The sequence below is a fragment of the Burkholderia sp. Bp9099 genome, from assembly GCF_003857805.1.
Lineage (GTDB): Bacteria > Pseudomonadota > Gammaproteobacteria > Burkholderiales > Burkholderiaceae > Burkholderia.
Genome location: NZ_QTPU01000044.1, coordinates 1 through 15702, shown reverse-complemented (window position 1 = coordinate 15702; position 15702 = coordinate 1). Strand labels below are relative to the sequence as shown.

The window sequence follows — 15702 nt, the reverse complement described above, 5'->3', positions numbered from 1 at the left end:
AAACGCGCCAAGACGCGACACGCCGGCATTTTTAGGATGGCGGGTTCGGGCGCGCGTAGTCTCGGCGCCGGCGGGGTGAGCCGATAGCGTCGGCAGCGCCGGCCGTGCGCGACGCCAGGCAACGTGCCGATGCGAAATCGTGCCCGCCGGACGTGCGTGCGGCGCAGTGGTTGCGCGCACAACCGCACGGCGCATGACGTGCTTGCCGGCCCATGCGAATCGCCCGATCGGTGCCGAGCGACGGCGGGTTGCGCTTGCCGCCATTCGCCGGGCCGCCCGATCGCCACGACGCGTTCGAGACGGCGCTCCTATAATCGACGCCATCAGCCACCCCCTTCGCAGATGCCGGGATGACGACCTTGCTTGCCGCACCGCCCATGAGCCTGTCCGATACGTTGCGCTACCAGCCCGACAACGCCGATCTCGGCGCGATGCTCGCGCACTTCCGCCTGCTCGAGCCGGTGTTCGATGCGCTGCCCGACGTCGCGTTCTTCGTGAAGGACGCGAACGGGCGCTATGCGCTCGTCAACCGCACGCTGGCGATGCGCTGCGGCTACAAGGACAAGCGCGACCTGCTCGGCAAGACGACCGACGAAGTGTTTCCGCGCCGCTTCGGCAAGACCTATTTCGAGCAGGACATGGCGACGATCACCGCGGGCCAGCAGCTGATGGACCAGCTCGAGCTGCATCTGTATCCGGGCCGCCAGCCGGGCTGGTGCCTGACCTGCAAGGAGCCGCTGCGCGACGCGGCCGGCAAGGTGGTCGGCCTCGCGGGCATCTCGCGCGACCTGAAGGCGCACGAGGGCTCGCATCCGGCCTACAGCAAGCTCGCCGACGTGGTGCAGCACATCCAGGATCACTACGTGCAGCCGCTGAACCTGAAGCAGCTCGCGCAGATGGCGGGGATGTCGGTCGCGCAGCTGGAGCGCTACTTCCACAAGGTGTTTCACCTGACGCCGCGCCAGGTGCTGCTGAAGACGCGGCTCGATGCGGCCACGGCGCTGCTTGTCACGCACGACAAGGTGACCGACGTCGCGGCGCTATGCGGATATACGGATCACAGCGCGTTCACGCGCCAGTTCAAGGCGACGGTCGGCGTGACGCCGACGGAATACCGGCTGATGCTGCAGGACCGGGCAGGGTGAAGTGACGCGCCGGCCGGGCCGGCGGATCTGAAGGGGCGAGACGGGATTCGGCGTGCGGCGGCTCAGCGGTAGCCGAGCCCTTTCAGGACGGCCGTGCCGTCTTCGGTCAGCCGGAAGCTCGGCGCCGTGTCGGCATCGAGCTTGATCATCTCGACGAGGCCGGCTTCCTGCAGCGCGGGCAATTCGGGTTTGGCGTTCGCGCCGATCGGTGCGTGCAGCAGCACGAGCAGCGTCGCGATTTCATGATGGCTGAGCAAACGGCGCAGCATCGTCTTTTTCACTGGGGGGGCGGCCGGGCGGCCCGCGGGTGCATCTACGGCGCTCATCGCTGTCCTCCTTTTCGGGATATCCGTCGGGTACTGGTTGCGGATGGTGCCGTCGGAGACTTAAGCGATTCTTAAAACGGCCGCGGCCGCGCGAATACTGCGGTGCGGTGTGCGTTACCGGATGTAACGCCCGCCGGGCGGCCGTTTCCGGCCACCGGCGGCCGGCCTTGCCGGGCGGGCGCCGCGGCGGGATTCACCACGATGGTGCGGTCGCGCGGCGCGCGTCGCAGGGTCGTCGTGTTTTTCTCATTCGATTCGACCCCTGGACGAAATTGCCTTGCTCCCTTATTTCCTGCGCTGGGCCTGCGCGGCGAGCCGCACAGCCGCGTTGGCCGCGCCGTAGCCGTCGTAGCCGCCGCGCCGCTCGACGATTTCGAGCGAGAAGCGGTTATCGACCAGCTCGGTATACGCGTGCAGGAATTCACCGCCGTTTTCGTCGCGGTCGTACAGCAGGTGGTGGGCCCTCAGCGTGTCGATCAGCTCGTCCGGCAACGCGTAGCGCGCGGCCAGATCGTCGTAGTAGTTCGGCGGGATCCGCAGGAACGGCACGCCGTCGGCCGCGAACGCGGCGACCGTCTTCACGATGTCGTCGGTCCGGAACGCGACGTGGTTCAGCCCTGTGCCGTGATAGCGGTCGAGCGATTCGGCGACGGCCGTATGACGGTCGACCGACGCATTCAGCGCGATGCGCACCGAACCGTCCGTGCTGCGCACCGCGCGGCTGCGCATCAGGCCGTACGGATCGGGCACGAGCCAGCTGCGCTCGGCCTCGAAGCCGAAGGCGGTCTTGAAGAACAGGATCCACGTGTCGAGCGCGTCGGCCGGCAGCGCGAGGCAGACGTGGTCGATGCCCGTCAGCGGACCGACCTCGCTCGGGCCGTCGATGTCGGTCAGCACGAAATCCGATTCATACAGCGTCGGTGCGTTCGGTGTCTCGTCGACGAAGTATTCGAGGCTGCCGTCCGGCGCCTGCACGCCCGGTAGCACGCGCTCGTTCGGGCCGACGCGCCCGGAAAACGGCGCGTAGCCGAAGCCGGCCGCGCGCTCGAATGCCACTTTCGCATCGTCGACGCGGAACGCCGACGCACACAGCGACAACCCGTGCTGCTGGAAGAACGCGTCGGCGAACGAGTCGCGCTCGGCGTTCAGCACGATCGACGCGGCACCGTGCTGGAACAGCGTCACGTCCTTCGACCGATGACGGCCTGCGAGCCGGAACCGCATCCGGCCGAGCCATTCGCCGACGGTGGCCGCCGCCTGCGCGTCGACCGCGAATTCGATGAACTGGAACCCGACGTGCGCGGGCGGTGCCGGCGGCGCGAACAGCGGCTGGTCGGCGGCCGGCGCGCGGCCGTCCTGCGCGAGTCGCGCGCGCGTCAGTTCTTCCAGATAGAGCAGCGAGCGGTGGCCGTCGGCGGCCGTGATCGCGGTCGGCGCGGCGCGGAAGCCGTCGTTGAAGATCTCGAGCGACAGCGGCCCCTTGTAACCGGACTCGATCACGCGGGCGGTGAAGCGCGCGAGGTCGAAGTCGCCCTGGCCGGGGAACGAGCGGTAGTGACGGCTCCATTCGAGCACGTCCATCGCGAGCTTCGGCGCATCGGCGATCTGCACGAACGCGATCCGGTCGCCCGGGATGTCGGCGATCGCGTCCGGCGAATCGTCGAGCGACAGCGTATGGAAGCTGTCGAGCGCGAGGCCGAGGTGCGGGCTGTTCACCGCGTTCACGAGCTGCCACGCATGGCCGTACCGGTTCACGACGCGGCCCCACGCGAGCGCCTCGTACGCGGCGACCACGCCCGCCTGCCGCGCGGCTTCGGCGAGCGCGCCGAGCTGGTCGACCAGCAGCGCGTCGTCCGCGATCGTGTCGGGCGACACGCTGCTGCACACCAGGATGCGGTCGGTGCCGAGCGCGTGCATCACGTCGAACTTGCGGCGGATGCGGTCGAGATTGCGGGCGAGCTGGGCCGGGCTCACGCCCTCGAAGTCGCGAAACGGCTGGAACAGCACGATGTCGAGGCCGAGATCGGCGGCCATGCGCCGCACGTCGGCGGGCGATCCGTCGAAGTAGACGAGGTCGTTCTCGAAGATTTCGACACCGTCGAAGCCGGCGGCCTGGATGGCGGCGAGCTTCTCGGCGAGCGTGCCGGACAGTGACACGGTGGCGATCGAGCGCTGCATGGGCGAATCCTGCGGATGAGCGGGGTGTGGCGTCGGCCGGATCGGGCCGGAATGAACCAGTCGTTGAATTACCGGTGAGCGCCATATCCCGAATTTACTAGGGGAGTGAGTGAAATTATACAAACTAACTAGATGGTACAAATCAGCGAAAACCCGAAAAGACATTGCGCTTGCGCAAGCGCACACTAGCGCCAAATCTTGACGTCAGAGGGCGAAGTCGACTAGCGATTCGCCCCTGTTTTAGGAGCAGAAACACCATGAGCAAGCACAAGGTGCTGGTGCTGAACGGCCCGAACCTGAATCTGCTGGGGACCCGCGAGCCCCACATCTACGGCGCGGAAACCCTCGCCGACCTCGAGCAGCGTTGCCGCACGGCGGCCGACGGGCTCGGGCTGGAGATCGATTTCCGCCAGTCGAACGCCGAGCACCAGCTGATCGACTGGCTGCATGCCGCGCGTCACGACACGCACGGCATCGTGATCAATCCGGCCGCCTACACGCACACGTCGGTCGCGCTGGCCGACGCGCTGTCCGCGATCGCGAAACCCGTGATCGAGGTGCATATCTCGAACGTGCATCGCCGCGAGGCATTCCGTCACCACTCTTATGTGTCGGCGGTGGCCGAAGCCGTGATCTGCGGCTGCGGCACCGAAGGCTACGTATTCGCGCTGCAGCGCCTGTCGACCATTTTTGCCCAAGGAGCCGCACGATGAGCCGCCCGTCTTTTCTGATCGGCCTGATCGGCCAGGGCATCGGCGGTTCGCTGTCGCCCGCGATGCACGAGGAAGAAGGCTTCCGCCAGGGATTCGGCTACGTGTACCGGCGCATCGATCTGGACGTGCTCGGCGTGAGCGCCGACGCGCTGCCGGAACTGCTCGATGCCGCGCAGCGGATGGGCTACAACGGGCTCAACATCACGCATCCTTGCAAGCAGCGCGTGATCGAGCACCTCGACGCACTGTCGGACGACGCGCGCGCACTCGGCGCGGTCAACACCGTGCTGTTCAAGGACGGCAAGCGGATCGGCCACAACACCGACTGGTCGGGTTTCGCGAAGTCGTTCCGCCGCGGGCTGCCCGATGCGTCGCTCGAACGTGTCGTGCAGCTCGGCGCGGGCGGCGCGGGTGCGGCCGTCGCGCATGCGGCGCTGCAGATGGGTGCCGCCGACCTGACGATCTTCGACGTCGACGGCACGCGCGCCACCGCGCTCGCGGGTGAACTGCAGCAGCGCTTCCCGGCCGCCCGGGTCACGCCGGGCAGCGATCTCGCGGCCGCGATGCAGGCCGCGACCGGCCTGATCCATTGCACGCCGACCGGCATGGCCAAGCATCCGGGCCTGCCGCTGCCGGCCGAGCTGCTCCGCGCGGGCATGTGGGTCGCCGACATCGTGTATTTCCCGCTCGAAACCGAGCTGATCCGCGCCGCGCGCGCGGCCGGCTGCGCGACGCTGCCGGGCGGCGGGATGGCCGTGTACCAGGCCGTCGATGCGTTCGAGATCTTCACCGGACGAACGCCGGACGACGAACGGATGTTCGAACACTTTCAGTCGCTCGTCGCACGCTGACCCTTCTAGCGACCAGCTGAAAAATAGACCAGGAGACAACCATGCAGCACACCACCCACACGAACGCCGCGCCCGCGGCGGCCGGTACGGTCCGGCGGACCTCGGCGCGCTACAAGATCCTCGCGCTGCTCGCGATCGGCACGATGATCAACTATCTCGACCGTACCGTGCTGGGGGTGGCTGCGCCGCAGCTCACCAAGGAGCTCGGCATCAACGCGGCCGTGATGGGCATCATGTTCTCCGCGTTCTCGTGGACGTACGTCGCGATGCAGGTGCCCGGCGGCCTGTTCCTCGACCGCTTCGGCAGCAAGATCACCTATTACTGGTCGATGACGTTGTGGTCGCTGTGCACGCTCCTGCAGGGCTTCGTGCCCGGCGTCGGGACGCTGCTCGCATGCCGGCTCGGCCTCGGCGTGACGGAAGCGCCGTGTTTCCCGACCAACAGCCGCGTCGTCGCGACGTGGTTCCCGCAGAATGAACGTGCGATGGCGACCGGCACCTACACCGTCGGCGAGTACATCGGTCTCGCGTTCTTCAGCCCCGTGCTGTTCGCGCTGATGGGTGCGTTCGGCTGGCGTTCGCTGTTCTGGGTCGTCGGTGGGGTCGGCATCGTGTTCGGCCTGGTCTGGTGGAAGTTCTATCACGAGCCGCGCAACCATCCGGCCGCGAATTCGGAAGAACTCGCGTACATCGAAGCGGGCGGCGGTCTCGTGCACGGCGCGCGCAAGGACGGCGACAAGGGCGGCAAGCCCGCCCAGGCCAAGTTCAGCTGGGCGATGGCCGGCCAGCTGCTGAAGAAGCGCCAGCTCGCGGGGATCTGCCTCGGCCAGTTCGCCGGCAACTCGACGCTCGTGTTCTTCCTGACCTGGTTCCCGACCTATCTCGCGACCGAGCGCCACATGGGTTGGCTGAAGATCGGCTTCTTCGCGATCATGCCGTTCATCGCCGCGTCGGTCGGCGTGATGTTCGGCGGGATCTTCTCCGACTGGTTGCTGCGCCGCGGCAAGTCCGCGAACCTCGCACGCAAGCTGCCGATCATCGCCGGCCTGCTGCTCGCGTCGACGATCATTCTCGCGAACTACGTGCAAAGCAACGAAGCCGTGATCGCGATCATGTCGGTCGCGTTCTTCGCGCAGGGGATGGCCGCGCTCGGCTGGACGCTCGTGTCCGACATCGCGCCGGACGGCCTGCTCGGCGTGACCGGCGGCATCTTCAACTTCGCGGCGAACCTGGCCGGCATCATTACGCCGCTCGTCGTCGGCTTCATCGTCGCGTCGACCGGCTCGTTCGTCGGTGCGCTGGTGTTCATCGGCGTGATCGCGTTGATCGGTGCGCTGTCGTACATCTTCGTCGTCGGCGACATCAAGCGGATCGAACTGTAAGCACCGGCTCCACGCACTCTCGGTGCGTTCGCCCGGCGACCTGTGGGTCGCCGGGCTTTTTTGTATCCGCTCGCGACTGCGAAGCGGTTCAGGCCGCCGCGCTCACGCGTGCCGCATCGTGATCCCGAGCGATTCGACCGCCTGTGCGATCGCCGCGACCGCCCGCCGGATGTCGCCGGCATCGATCGCGCCGATGCAGCCGACGCGGAACGTCTCGAGTTGCGTCAGCTTGCCCGGATACAGGATGAAGCCCGCGTCGCGCACCGCGTCGTAGAAGCGGCGGAAATCGTAGGCCGGATGGTCGGGCGCATGGAACGTGACGATCACGGGCGCCTGCACACCGGCGTCGAGGAACGGCGTGAAGCCGAGCGCACGCATCGATTCGACCAGCGTCCGGCAGTTTTCCGCATAGCGCGCACCGCGCGCGGGCTGGCCGCCTTCGGCCAGGTACTGGTCGAGCGCGGCGCGTAGCGCGGCGATCACGTGGGTCGGTGGTGTGAAACGCCACTGGCCCGTCTTGCGCAGGTACGCGTACTGATCGTGGAGGTCGAGCGCGAGCGACCGCGAGTTGCCTTCGCACGCGTCGAGCGCAGCGCGCCGCACGATCGCGAACCCCATCCCCGGCACGCCTTCCAGGCATTTGCCGCTCGCCGAGATCAGCGCGTCGATCCCGCTGTCCGCCAGGGTGATCGGCAGCGCGCCGAACGAACTCATCGCATCGACGATCAGCCGCTTGCCGTGCCGCCGGCACACGGCCGCGATCGCGTCGAGCGGATTCAGGATGCCGGCACTTGTTTCCAGGTGCACCAGCGCGACGTGCGTGATGCGCGGCTCGCGCGCGAACGCGGCTTCGACCGCGCCGGGGTCGACCGCCGCGTTCTCGCCGAACGGCAGCGCGATCGACTCGATGCCGAGCCGGCCGAGGATCTTCAGGATGCGCGCGCAATACGCGCCGTTGTCCGGCACCAGCACGACGCCGTCGCGCGGCACCAGCGTGCCGAGCGCGGCTTCGACCGAAAACGTGCCGCTGCCTTGCATCGGCACGCACACGTATGCGTCGCCGCCGCGCGCGATCGCGACGAGATCCGCGCAGACGCTCGCCGTCAGTTGATTGAAAGCGGCGTCCCACGAGCCCCAGTCGTGTTGCATTGCGTGGCGTGTTGTGGCGGACGTGGTGAGCGGGCCGGGCGTGAGCAGAATCGGGTTCGACATGATTTTTCTCCAGCAAAGGTCGGATGAAACGCCAGGGCGGCATTTCTGAATGACTTGCATGATATTGGCAAAATGTGTCATTTTTTGGAAATTGTGGCACACGTCACGGCGTTGTCATCGAACGCTGTGATCCTTCGGTTGCCGCGCGAGACCACCTGCAGCGCGGCAGCGAGACGGGCCGGTTGTCGGTCTGTCCGACTGAAAGGAGCCGGATCGTGCCCCGGCCGTTTGGTGTTCCGCCTACGGAGAAGTGAGATGACACTGCAGAATTCCTCGCGCGCCGCTGCCGGCGCGTTCCGCAAGCTTGCGCTGGCCGCCTGCGCCGCCGGTCTGCTGCAAGGCGCCGCGATGCCCGCGCACGCGGCGAACGCGGTCGTGCTGTATACGGCGGACGGTCTCGAGAACCTCTATCGCGATGTGCTGCCGGCGTTCGAGAAGAAGGAAGGCGTCAAGGTCAACATCGTGACGGCGGGCAGCGGCGAGGTCGTCAACCGCGCGAACATCGAAAAGAATTCGCCGAAGGCGGACGTGATCGTCACGCTGCCGCCGTTCATCCAGCAAGCCGGCCAAATGGGCCTGTTGCAGCCGTACCAGAGCGTGAACTACAAGAACGTGCCGGCGATCGCGAAGGCGGAAGACGGCACCTGGGCGACGTTCGTGAACAACTACTTCTCGTTCGCGATCAACCCGGACGTCGTGAAGAACCAGCCGAAGACGTTCGCCGACCTGCTGTCGCCGGCCTACGCGGGCAAGGTCGCGTACTCGAACCCGGCCACCGCCGGCGACGGGATGGCCGTGCTGATCCTGACGACGTCGCTGATGGGCGAGGACAAGGCGTTCGACTATCTCGCGAAGCTGTCGCAGAGCGTGAAGTTCCACACGAAGGGCACCGGCTACCTGAATGTGCTGCTGTCGCGTAACGAGATCAGCGTCGCGAACGGCGACCTGCAGATGGACCTCGACGACGCCGAGCACGGCGCGCTGTCCGTCAAGCCGATCTTCCTGGCCGCGAAGGACGGCGACCAGCCGACCACGTTCCAGCTGCCGTACGGCATCGGCCTGATCAAGAGCGGCCCGAATCAGGACGCCGGCAAGAAGCTGATCGACTACCTGATGTCGACCGACGTGCAGTCGAAGGTGCCGGACATGTACGGCATCCCGGGCCGCACGGACGTGCCGCTGGCCGGCAAGAACGGCGAGGCGGTCAAGAAGGCGATCGCGGGCGTGAAGCTGATCCCGGTCGACTGGACCCAGGTGATGGCGAAGAAGCCGGTGTGGATCGAGCGCTGGAAGAAGGACGTGATCGGCAGCTCGGGCAAGCAGCTCGACGTCGTCAAGCCGAAGTGATCGGCGCACGCTGCCTGTATTAGTGAGCAAGAGGATGAACCCGGTGGAAACCACCCTGACCCATCCCGGCGCATTCGGCGCCGCCGAACCGCAAGCAACGCTGCGGTCCGGCGCGCCGGGCGGCGTGCAGATCGAGCACCTCAGCGTGCGCTACGGCGCACGCACGGTGCTGGAAGATCTGTCGCTGTCGATCGGCGCCGGTGAATTTCTGACCGTGCTCGGCAAGAGCGGCTGCGGCAAGACCACGCTGCTGCGCTTCATCGCCGGGTTCGTGAAGGCCGACGGCCTGACCGGCACGCTGACCGTGGCCGGACGCGACCTGACCCATGCGCCGCCGCACAAGCGCAACCTCGGTCTGCTGTTCCAGAATTACGCGCTGTTCCCGCACCTGTCGGTGTTCGAGAACGTCGCATTCGGGCTGCGCGCACGCGGCATGGCGTCGCCGGAAGTGACGCGCCGCGTCGCCGACGCGCTGAAGCTCGTGCAACTCGGCGACGCGGGCCACCATCTGCCCGCGCAACTGTCCGGCGGGATGCAGCAGCGCGTCGCGCTGGCGCGCGCGCTCGTGATCGAGCCGGACGTGCTGCTGCTCGACGAGCCGCTGTCGGCGCTCGACGCCAATCTGCGCGCGTCGGTGCGCAGCGAACTGAAGGCGCTGCACGAGCGCCTGCCGAACCTGACCGTCGTCTGCGTGACGCACGACCGCGACGACGCGCTCGTGCTGTCCGACCGCGCGCTGCTGATGCGCGACGGCCGCATCGCGCAGCTCGGCACGCCGCAGCAGCTGTACGACGCGCCGAAGGACGGCTACGTCGCGCGCTATCTCGGCCCGGCCAACCTGCTGCCGCCGCACGTGATCTTCCCGCTCGGCGACCCGCGTCACGACGTGCGCGGCAAGGTCGCGTGCGTGCGCCCCGAGCGGCTGACCGTGATGCCGCTCGCGGCGGGCGGCCTGCACGGCACGGTGTCGTCGGTCGAATGGCAGGGCGCGGACCTGTCGATCGCGGTCATGATCGACGCGGCGCCCGACGAACCCGTGCGCGTGACGATGCAACGCGGCCGCGGCGCGGCTCCCGAGCGCGGTGCGCGCGTGTCCCTGCATTGCGAGGCAGACGATGTCGTCCTTATCGAGCCCTGAAGCCGGCCTGCCGCCGCACGTGCTCGCGTCGGCCGCCGCGCATGCCGCCGCCGCGCGGCGCCGCAAGCGCATGGGCGACCTGCACCTCGCCGCGTTCGCGATCGTCGTGCTCGGCCCGCTCGTCGTCTATCCGCTGGTGCGGCTCGTGCTGCTGAGCGTGTCCGGCGATCACGGGCTGAGCTTCGCCGCATACCGGACCTTCTTCGGCAACCCCGATACGCGCAACGTGCTGCTGACGACGGTCGGCGTGCTGTTCGCGAGCGCCGGCACCGCATCGGTGCTCGGCGTGCTGCTGGCCGCGCTGCTGTTCTTCAAGCCGTTCCCGGGCGCGTCGCTCGTCACGCGCTTCCTGGAACTGTACGTCGCGTTCCCGTCGTTCCTCGTCGCGTTCACCTTGATCTTCCTGTACGGCTCGCAAGGCTCGATCAGCATCGCGCTGCAGCACCTGTTCCATCTCGAGAACCCGCCGCTCGACTTCCTGTTCGGCATCGGCGGCGTGATCCTCGCGCAGACCGTGTTCTATACGCCGTTCGTCGTGCGGCCGACGCTCGCGTCGTTCGCGACGCTCGACCTGCGCCTGATCGAAGCGGCGCGCAGCCTTGGCGCGTCCGGCTGGATGCTCGCGCGCCGCGTCGTGCTGCCGATCGCGTGGCCGGGCATCGCCGCCGGCACGGTGCTGTGTTTCCTGCTGACGCTGAACGAGTTCGGGATCCTGCTCGTGCTCGGCAGCGCGCGGCTCGTGACCCTGCCGGTCGCGATCTACAGCAGCGCGACCGTCGATCTCGACCTGCCGACCGCGTCGGCCGGCGCGGTCGTGATGCTCGCGCTGTCGCTGGCGCTCTATACGGTTTATCGCCGGGTGAACCGGCGTGCGACGGGAGGGAACGATGTCCGCTGAATTCCATATCGGGCAAGCCGTGCCGCGTCATCGGATCGGCTGGAGCGACACGCTGCTCAAGCATGCGTCGCGCGCCGCGCTCGCGCTGGCCGCGTTCGCCTGCTTCTGGCTGTTCGTGCTGCCGGTCATCGTCGTCGCGCTGTCGAGCGTGTCGACGCAGTGGTCGGGCACGATCCTGCCGGCCGGCTACAGCCTGCGCTGGTTCGAGCGGCTCGGGTCGCCGGAATACGACGCGCTGCTGACGAGCCTCGAAATCGGCTTCGGCGTGTCGGCGATCGGCACGATCCTCGGGCTGTGGCTTGCGCTTGCACTCGAGGGGCGCGACCGGCGCGGTCTCGGCGCGGTCGTCGACGCGCTCGTGATGGTGCCGAACGGTGTGCCGAGCGTCGTGCTCGGGCTCGCGGTGCTGATCGCGTATCACCAGAAGCCGCTCGACCTGTCGAGCTCCGCGGCGATCGTCGTGCTCGTGCAGCTCGCGCTGATCCTGCCCTTCTGCTATCGCTGCGCGGCCGCCGCGCTGCGTCCGGAGCTGACCGTGCTGCGCGAAGCGGCGGCGAGCCTCGGTGCACCGCCCGCGATGGTGCTGCGCCGCGTGCTGCTGCCGCAGCTCGTGCCGGCGCTGCGCGCGAGCCTCGCGCTCGGCTTCGCGCTGTCGCTCGGCGAACTCGGCGCGACGCTGACCGTCTATCCGCCCGGTTTCGCGACCGTGCCGATCGTCGTGATCGGCCAGGTTGAGCGCGGCTATTACCTGCCCGCCTCGGCGCTGTCGCTGCTGATGCTCGGCGCGTCGCTCGCGGCGCTGCTGCTGATCGCCGCGCGCGTGCCGCGCGGCAAGCGGGCGGCATCATGAACGCCGCGTTCGCATTGCGACAGCCCGGCGAGCAATCGGCCGCGGGCAAGGGTTCGGCGGATCTCGCGGGACGTTCCGTCGACGTCAACGGCCGACGCTACCGGCTACCGGTCGAACCGACCGTCGTCATCTGCGTCGACGGCTGCGAGTACGACTATCTCGAGCGTGCGGTGGAAGCGGGCGTCGCGCCGTTCATCGGCCGGATGATCGCGCAAGGCACCGCGTGGCGCGCCGACTGCGTCGTGCCGACCTTCACCAACCCGAACAACCTGTCGATCGTCTGCGGCGTGCCGCCGTCGATTCATGGGATCTGCGGCAACTACTTCTGGGATCCGGCCGCCGACGGCGGTCGCGGCGCCGAAGTGATGATGAACGACCCGGCCTACCTGCGGGCCGGCACGCTGCTCGCGGCGGCGTCCGACGCCGGCGCGCGGGTGGCCGTCGTCACGGCGAAGGACAAGCTGCGCCGGCTGCTCGGCTGGCAGATGAACGGCATCTGTTTTTCCGCCGAGAAGGCCGCGCAGGCGAATCTCGCGGAAAACGGGATCGTCGACGTGCTCGACTGGGTCGGCCTGCCGTCGCCGGACGTGTACAGCGCGGCATTGTCCGAATTCGTGTTCGCGGCCGGCGTGCGGCTCGCGCAGACTCGCCAGGTCGACCTGATGTACCTGTCGACCACCGACTACGTGCAGCACAAGTGCGAGCCGGGCAGTGCCGGCGCGAACGCGTTCTACGCAATGATGGACGGCTATCTCGCGCAGCTCGATGCGCTCGGCTGGGCGATCGGGCTCACGGCCGACCACGGGATGAACGCGAAGCACGATCCGGCCACGGGCCGCCCGAACGTGATCTATCTTCAGGATGCGTTCGACGGCTGGTTCGGTGCGCGGGCCGCACGCGTGATCCTGCCGATCACCGATCCGTACGTCGTGCACCACGGCGCGCTCGGCTCGTTCGCAACCGTCTACCTGGCGCCCGGCATCGACCGGGTCGAAGCGATGTGGCGCGTCGGCGGGCTCGACGGCGTCGAGCTCGTACTCGACAACGCGGAAGCGGCCGCGCGCTTCGAACTGCCTGCCGACCGGATCGGCGACCTCGTCGTGATCGCGCGGCGCGACATGACGCTCGGCACGCGCGAGCGCGAACACGACTTGTCCGGGTTGACCGTGCCGCTGCGTTCGCACGGCGGCGTGTCCGAGCAGGAGGTGCCGTTGCTGTTCAACCGTCGGATCGAGCGGGACGACCCTGCACGTCGTCCGCGCAACTTCGACGTCTTCGATTTCGTGCTGAATCGGGTCGCGACATGATGGCTCACCCCCGACAGGATCACCCCGCGTTCCGCGCCGAGGCGCTGCGCTGGTGCGGCACGCGCGCGACGCGCGACCGTGTGCTCGACGTCGGCGATCCGTACACCGGCACGCGCGTCGGTACGGCGCCGCTGGCGAGCGTCGACGATGTGCGCGCCGCGTTCGACTACGCGATGGCATACCGGCCCGCGCTCACGCGCTACGAGCGTTCGCAGATCCTCGAGCGCGCGGCCGCGCTGCTGCGCGAGCGTGCCGAGGAGGCGTCCGACCTGATCACGCTCGAGTCGGGATTGTCGAAACAGGATTCGCGCTACGAGATCGGTCGCGTTGCCGACGTGCTGAAGTTTGCGTCGGTCGAAGCGCTGCGCGACGACGCGCAGAGCTTCTCGTGCGACCTGACGCCCCACGGCAAGGCGCGCCGCGTGTTCTCGCAGCGCCAGCCGCTCGACGGCGTGATCGTCGCGATCACGCCGTTCAATCACCCGATGAACCAGGTCGCGCACAAGATCGCGCCGGCGATCGCGACCAACAACCGCGTGATCGTGAAGCCGTCGGAGAAGGTACCGCTGTCGGCGTTTTATCTGGCGGACCTGCTGTATGAAGCCGGTTTGCCGGAGCCGATGCTGCAGGTGCTGACCGGCGACCCGCGCGAAATCGCGGACGAACTCGTCACGCATCCGCATGCATCGCTGATTACCTTTACGGGCGGCGTGTCGATCGGCAAGGCGATCGCCGCGCGGGCGGGCTACCGGCGCATCGTGCTGGAACTGGGCGGCAACGATCCGCTGATCGTCCTCGACGATGCCGATCTGGAACGTGCGGCATCCCTGGCCGTGCTCGGTTCGTACCGGAATTCGGGGCAGCGCTGCACGGCCGTCAAGCGGATCCTGGTACAGCGCTCGGTCGCGCCGGCGTTTACCGAGCTGCTCGTCGAGAAGACGCGCGCCTGGAAGTACGGCGATCCGTTCGATCCCGCAAACGAAATGGGCACGGTGATCGACGACGTCGCGGCGCGGCTGTTCGAGGCCCGGGTCGGCGAGGCGGTCGCGCAGGGGGCGCGCCTGCTGACCGGCAACGTGCGGCGCGGTGCGCTCTATTCGCCGACCGTGCTCGACAACGTCGATCCGTCGATGACGCTCGTGCGCGAGGAGACCTTCGGCCCCGTTTCACCCGTCATCGCGTTCGACACGATCGACGACGCGATCCGGATCAGCAACGGCACGGCGTTCGGGCTGTCGTCGGGTATCTGTACGGACAGTACGGCCGCGGTCGTGCGGTTCGTGAACGAGCTGAACGTCGGGACGGTGAATATCTGGGAGGTGCCCGGTTACCGGATCGAGCTGTCGCCGTTCGGCGGGATCAAGGATTCGGGGCTCGGCTATAAGGAAGGTGTTCAGGAAGCGATGAAGAGCTTCACGAACCTGAAGACGTTTTCGCTGCCTTGGGAGTGAGCGGATGGCATTGACGGTGGAAGAGATCGACGGACTGTATCGCGAGCACGGCCATGTCGCGTACAGCGGCGAACCGGTCACGCAGCTGGAGCATGCGTTGCAGAGCGGCTTGCTGGCGGAGGAGGCGGGTGCCGACGAGGCGCTGGTCGCGGCGGCGTTCCTGCATGACCTGGGGCATTTGCTGAATCGGCAGGGCGAGACGCCGAGCGCGCGCGGAATCGACGACCTGCATCAGTATTACGTGCTGCCGTTCCTGCGGCCGCTGTTTTCGGACGCGGTTCTGGAGCCGATCCGGCTGCACGTCGACGCGAAGCGTTGCCTGTGCCGCACGGACGCCGGCTACTTCGAGAGCCTGTCGCCGGATTCGGTGCGCAGCCTCGCGCTGCAGGGCGGCATCTTCAGTGAAGCGGAGACGGCGGCATTCCTGCAGCGCCCGTTCGCGGAAGACGCGCTGCGACTGCGCCGCTGGGACGATGCGGCCAAGGAAGAGGGCAAGGCGACGCCGGATCTCGATCACTATATCGAGATCGTGGCGCGCCAGGTGCGCGTGAGCTGACGATTCGGCTGCATCCATATAAGGCCTCGCAATATAAGGCCCCGCACGCGGCAGCGTGCGGGGCCTTATATTTTTCACGAAACCCCTTGCGCGATTGCCGGCAGGTGCTTAGAATCACGCCTCTTTCGCGCTAACGCAAACGCGGCGCGGGAGAAGAAGGGAAGCGGTGCTGTCGGGCGGGTCGTAGCGGCCTCGGCGGTGCAGGAAGTTGAACCCCAGCCGTCGCAACGAAGCAGTTAAAAAGTTGTTGACGAACTGAAAAAGATGGTTCATAATCTCGCTTCTCTGCTGCTGAAAATGCAGCGCTGCTGAGAAAGCCTCCGGGTCCTCGCAGAAATGCTCTTTAAA

The 15702-nt window shown here is 67.6% G+C and carries 15 protein-coding genes; 11 read left to right on the top strand and 4 right to left on the bottom strand.

From position 1 onward, the window contains the following. Nucleotides 1-350 precede the first annotated feature (350 nt). On the top strand, nucleotides 351-1145 hold the full coding sequence (locus DIE17_RS33790) for an AraC family transcriptional regulator (RefSeq protein WP_044845733.1): 795 nt from the start codon (nucleotides 351-353) through the stop codon (nucleotides 1143-1145). Between the two features lie 62 nt (nucleotides 1146-1207). Here the strand turns inward: DIE17_RS33790 and DIE17_RS33785 are convergent, their stop codons facing one another. Continuing rightward, nucleotides 1208-1471 (bottom strand): hypothetical protein, encoded by a 264-nt coding sequence (locus tag DIE17_RS33785; RefSeq protein WP_059528378.1) that lies wholly within the window; start codon nucleotides 1469-1471, stop codon nucleotides 1208-1210. A gap of 285 nt (nucleotides 1472-1756) precedes the next feature. Further along, entirely contained in the window at nucleotides 1757-3649 is a 1893-nt protein-coding gene (locus DIE17_RS33780) for a bifunctional sugar phosphate isomerase/epimerase/4-hydroxyphenylpyruvate dioxygenase family protein (protein ID WP_124921710.1), read from the bottom strand. Nucleotides 3650-3906: 257 nt separating this feature from the next. Here DIE17_RS33780 and aroQ point away from each other — a divergent pair, with 257 nt between their 5' ends. Genes aroQ through DIE17_RS33765 form a run of 3 tightly spaced genes read left to right on the top strand, consistent with a single transcriptional unit; the run spans nucleotide 3907 to nucleotide 6595 of the window. Beyond that, on the top strand, nucleotides 3907-4362 hold the full coding sequence (aroQ, locus tag DIE17_RS33775) for a type II 3-dehydroquinate dehydratase (protein WP_044845730.1): 456 nt from the start codon (nucleotides 3907-3909) through the stop codon (nucleotides 4360-4362). After that, complete coding sequence (locus DIE17_RS33770) at nucleotides 4359-5213, top strand: shikimate dehydrogenase (RefSeq protein ID WP_124489358.1); 855 nt, start codon at nucleotides 4359-4361, stop codon at nucleotides 5211-5213. The genes aroQ and DIE17_RS33770 overlap by 4 nt, the downstream gene beginning before the upstream one ends. 41 nt (nucleotides 5214-5254) lie before the next feature. After that, nucleotides 5255-6595 (top strand): MFS transporter, encoded by a 1341-nt coding sequence (locus tag DIE17_RS33765; RefSeq protein WP_124489359.1) that lies wholly within the window; start codon nucleotides 5255-5257, stop codon nucleotides 6593-6595. 102 nt (nucleotides 6596-6697) lie between these two features. Here DIE17_RS33765 and DIE17_RS33760 read toward each other — a convergent pair whose 3' ends face one another. Beyond that, the gene (locus tag DIE17_RS33760; RefSeq protein ID WP_124921709.1) at nucleotides 6698-7807 is read right to left on the bottom strand and encodes a 2-aminoethylphosphonate--pyruvate transaminase; all 1110 of its coding nucleotides are present in this window, start codon (nucleotides 7805-7807) and stop codon (nucleotides 6698-6700) included. A 255-nt stretch (nucleotides 7808-8062) separates the two neighbouring features. Between DIE17_RS33760 and phnS the strand changes: the two genes are divergently transcribed. Genes phnS through DIE17_RS33720 form a run of 7 tightly spaced genes read left to right on the top strand, consistent with a single transcriptional unit; the run spans nucleotide 8063 to nucleotide 15354 of the window. Beyond that, nucleotides 8063-9154: a 2-aminoethylphosphonate ABC transporter substrate-binding protein gene (gene phnS, locus DIE17_RS33750; protein WP_044845726.1), complete on the top strand. Its 1092-nt coding sequence runs from the start codon at nucleotides 8063-8065 to the stop codon at nucleotides 9152-9154. Between the two features lie 34 nt (nucleotides 9155-9188). Next, nucleotides 9189-10292, top strand: coding sequence for a 2-aminoethylphosphonate ABC transport system ATP-binding subunit PhnT (gene phnT / locus DIE17_RS33745; RefSeq protein WP_124921708.1), 1104 nt, complete (start codon nucleotides 9189-9191; stop codon nucleotides 10290-10292). Continuing rightward, the gene (locus DIE17_RS33740; protein WP_124921707.1) at nucleotides 10270-11190 is read left to right on the top strand and encodes a 2-aminoethylphosphonate ABC transporter permease subunit; all 921 of its coding nucleotides are present in this window, start codon (nucleotides 10270-10272) and stop codon (nucleotides 11188-11190) included. Before phnT ends, DIE17_RS33740 begins: the two co-directional genes overlap by 23 nt. After that, on the top strand, nucleotides 11180-12040 hold the full coding sequence (gene phnV / locus DIE17_RS33735) for a 2-aminoethylphosphonate ABC transport system, membrane component PhnV (protein WP_044845723.1): 861 nt from the start codon (nucleotides 11180-11182) through the stop codon (nucleotides 12038-12040). The genes DIE17_RS33740 and phnV overlap by 11 nt, the downstream gene beginning before the upstream one ends. Then, nucleotides 12037-13347 (top strand): phosphonoacetate hydrolase, encoded by a 1311-nt coding sequence (gene phnA, locus DIE17_RS33730; protein WP_124921706.1) that lies wholly within the window; start codon nucleotides 12037-12039, stop codon nucleotides 13345-13347. Before phnV ends, phnA begins: the two co-directional genes overlap by 4 nt. Continuing rightward, nucleotides 13344-14798, top strand: a complete 1455-nt coding sequence (gene phnY, locus DIE17_RS33725) for a phosphonoacetaldehyde dehydrogenase (RefSeq protein WP_124921705.1) — start codon at nucleotides 13344-13346, stop codon at nucleotides 14796-14798. The genes phnA and phnY overlap by 4 nt, the downstream gene beginning before the upstream one ends. Before the next feature lie 4 nt (nucleotides 14799-14802). Next, nucleotides 14803-15354, top strand: coding sequence for a phosphonate degradation HD-domain oxygenase (locus DIE17_RS33720; protein WP_124489365.1), 552 nt, complete (start codon nucleotides 14803-14805; stop codon nucleotides 15352-15354). Between the two features lie 114 nt (nucleotides 15355-15468). Here DIE17_RS33720 and DIE17_RS37655 read toward each other — a convergent pair. After that, nucleotides 15469-15702 (bottom strand): hypothetical protein (locus DIE17_RS37655; RefSeq protein ID WP_185735419.1); only part of this gene is annotated, 234 nt, incomplete at its 5' end.

Excerpts from the sequence above, each read along its gene's own strand:
- DIE17_RS33790 (WP_044845733.1), top strand. The coding sequence starts at position 351 with ATGACGACCTTGCTTGCCGCACCGCCCATGAGCCTGTCCGATACGTTG.
- DIE17_RS33785 (WP_059528378.1), bottom strand. The coding sequence starts at position 1,471 with ATGAGCGCCGTAGATGCACCCGCGGGCCGCCCGGCCGCCCCCCCAGTG.
- DIE17_RS33780 (WP_124921710.1), bottom strand. The coding sequence starts at position 3,649 with ATGCAGCGCTCGATCGCCACCGTGTCACTGTCCGGCACGCTCGCCGAG.
- aroQ (WP_044845730.1), top strand. The coding sequence starts at position 3,907 with ATGAGCAAGCACAAGGTGCTGGTGCTGAACGGCCCGAACCTGAATCTG.
- DIE17_RS33770 (WP_124489358.1), top strand. The coding sequence starts at position 4,359 with ATGAGCCGCCCGTCTTTTCTGATCGGCCTGATCGGCCAGGGCATCGGC.
- DIE17_RS33765 (WP_124489359.1), top strand. The coding sequence starts at position 5,255 with ATGCAGCACACCACCCACACGAACGCCGCGCCCGCGGCGGCCGGTACG.
- DIE17_RS33760 (WP_124921709.1), bottom strand. The coding sequence starts at position 7,807 with ATGTCGAACCCGATTCTGCTCACGCCCGGCCCGCTCACCACGTCCGCC.
- phnS (WP_044845726.1), top strand. The coding sequence starts at position 8,063 with ATGACACTGCAGAATTCCTCGCGCGCCGCTGCCGGCGCGTTCCGCAAG.
- phnT (WP_124921708.1), top strand. The coding sequence starts at position 9,189 with ATGAACCCGGTGGAAACCACCCTGACCCATCCCGGCGCATTCGGCGCC.
- DIE17_RS33740 (WP_124921707.1), top strand. The coding sequence starts at position 10,270 with ATGTCGTCCTTATCGAGCCCTGAAGCCGGCCTGCCGCCGCACGTGCTC.
- phnV (WP_044845723.1), top strand. The coding sequence starts at position 11,180 with ATGTCCGCTGAATTCCATATCGGGCAAGCCGTGCCGCGTCATCGGATC.
- phnA (WP_124921706.1), top strand. The coding sequence starts at position 12,037 with ATGAACGCCGCGTTCGCATTGCGACAGCCCGGCGAGCAATCGGCCGCG.
- phnY (WP_124921705.1), top strand. The coding sequence starts at position 13,344 with ATGATGGCTCACCCCCGACAGGATCACCCCGCGTTCCGCGCCGAGGCG.
- DIE17_RS33720 (WP_124489365.1), top strand. The coding sequence starts at position 14,803 with ATGGCATTGACGGTGGAAGAGATCGACGGACTGTATCGCGAGCACGGC.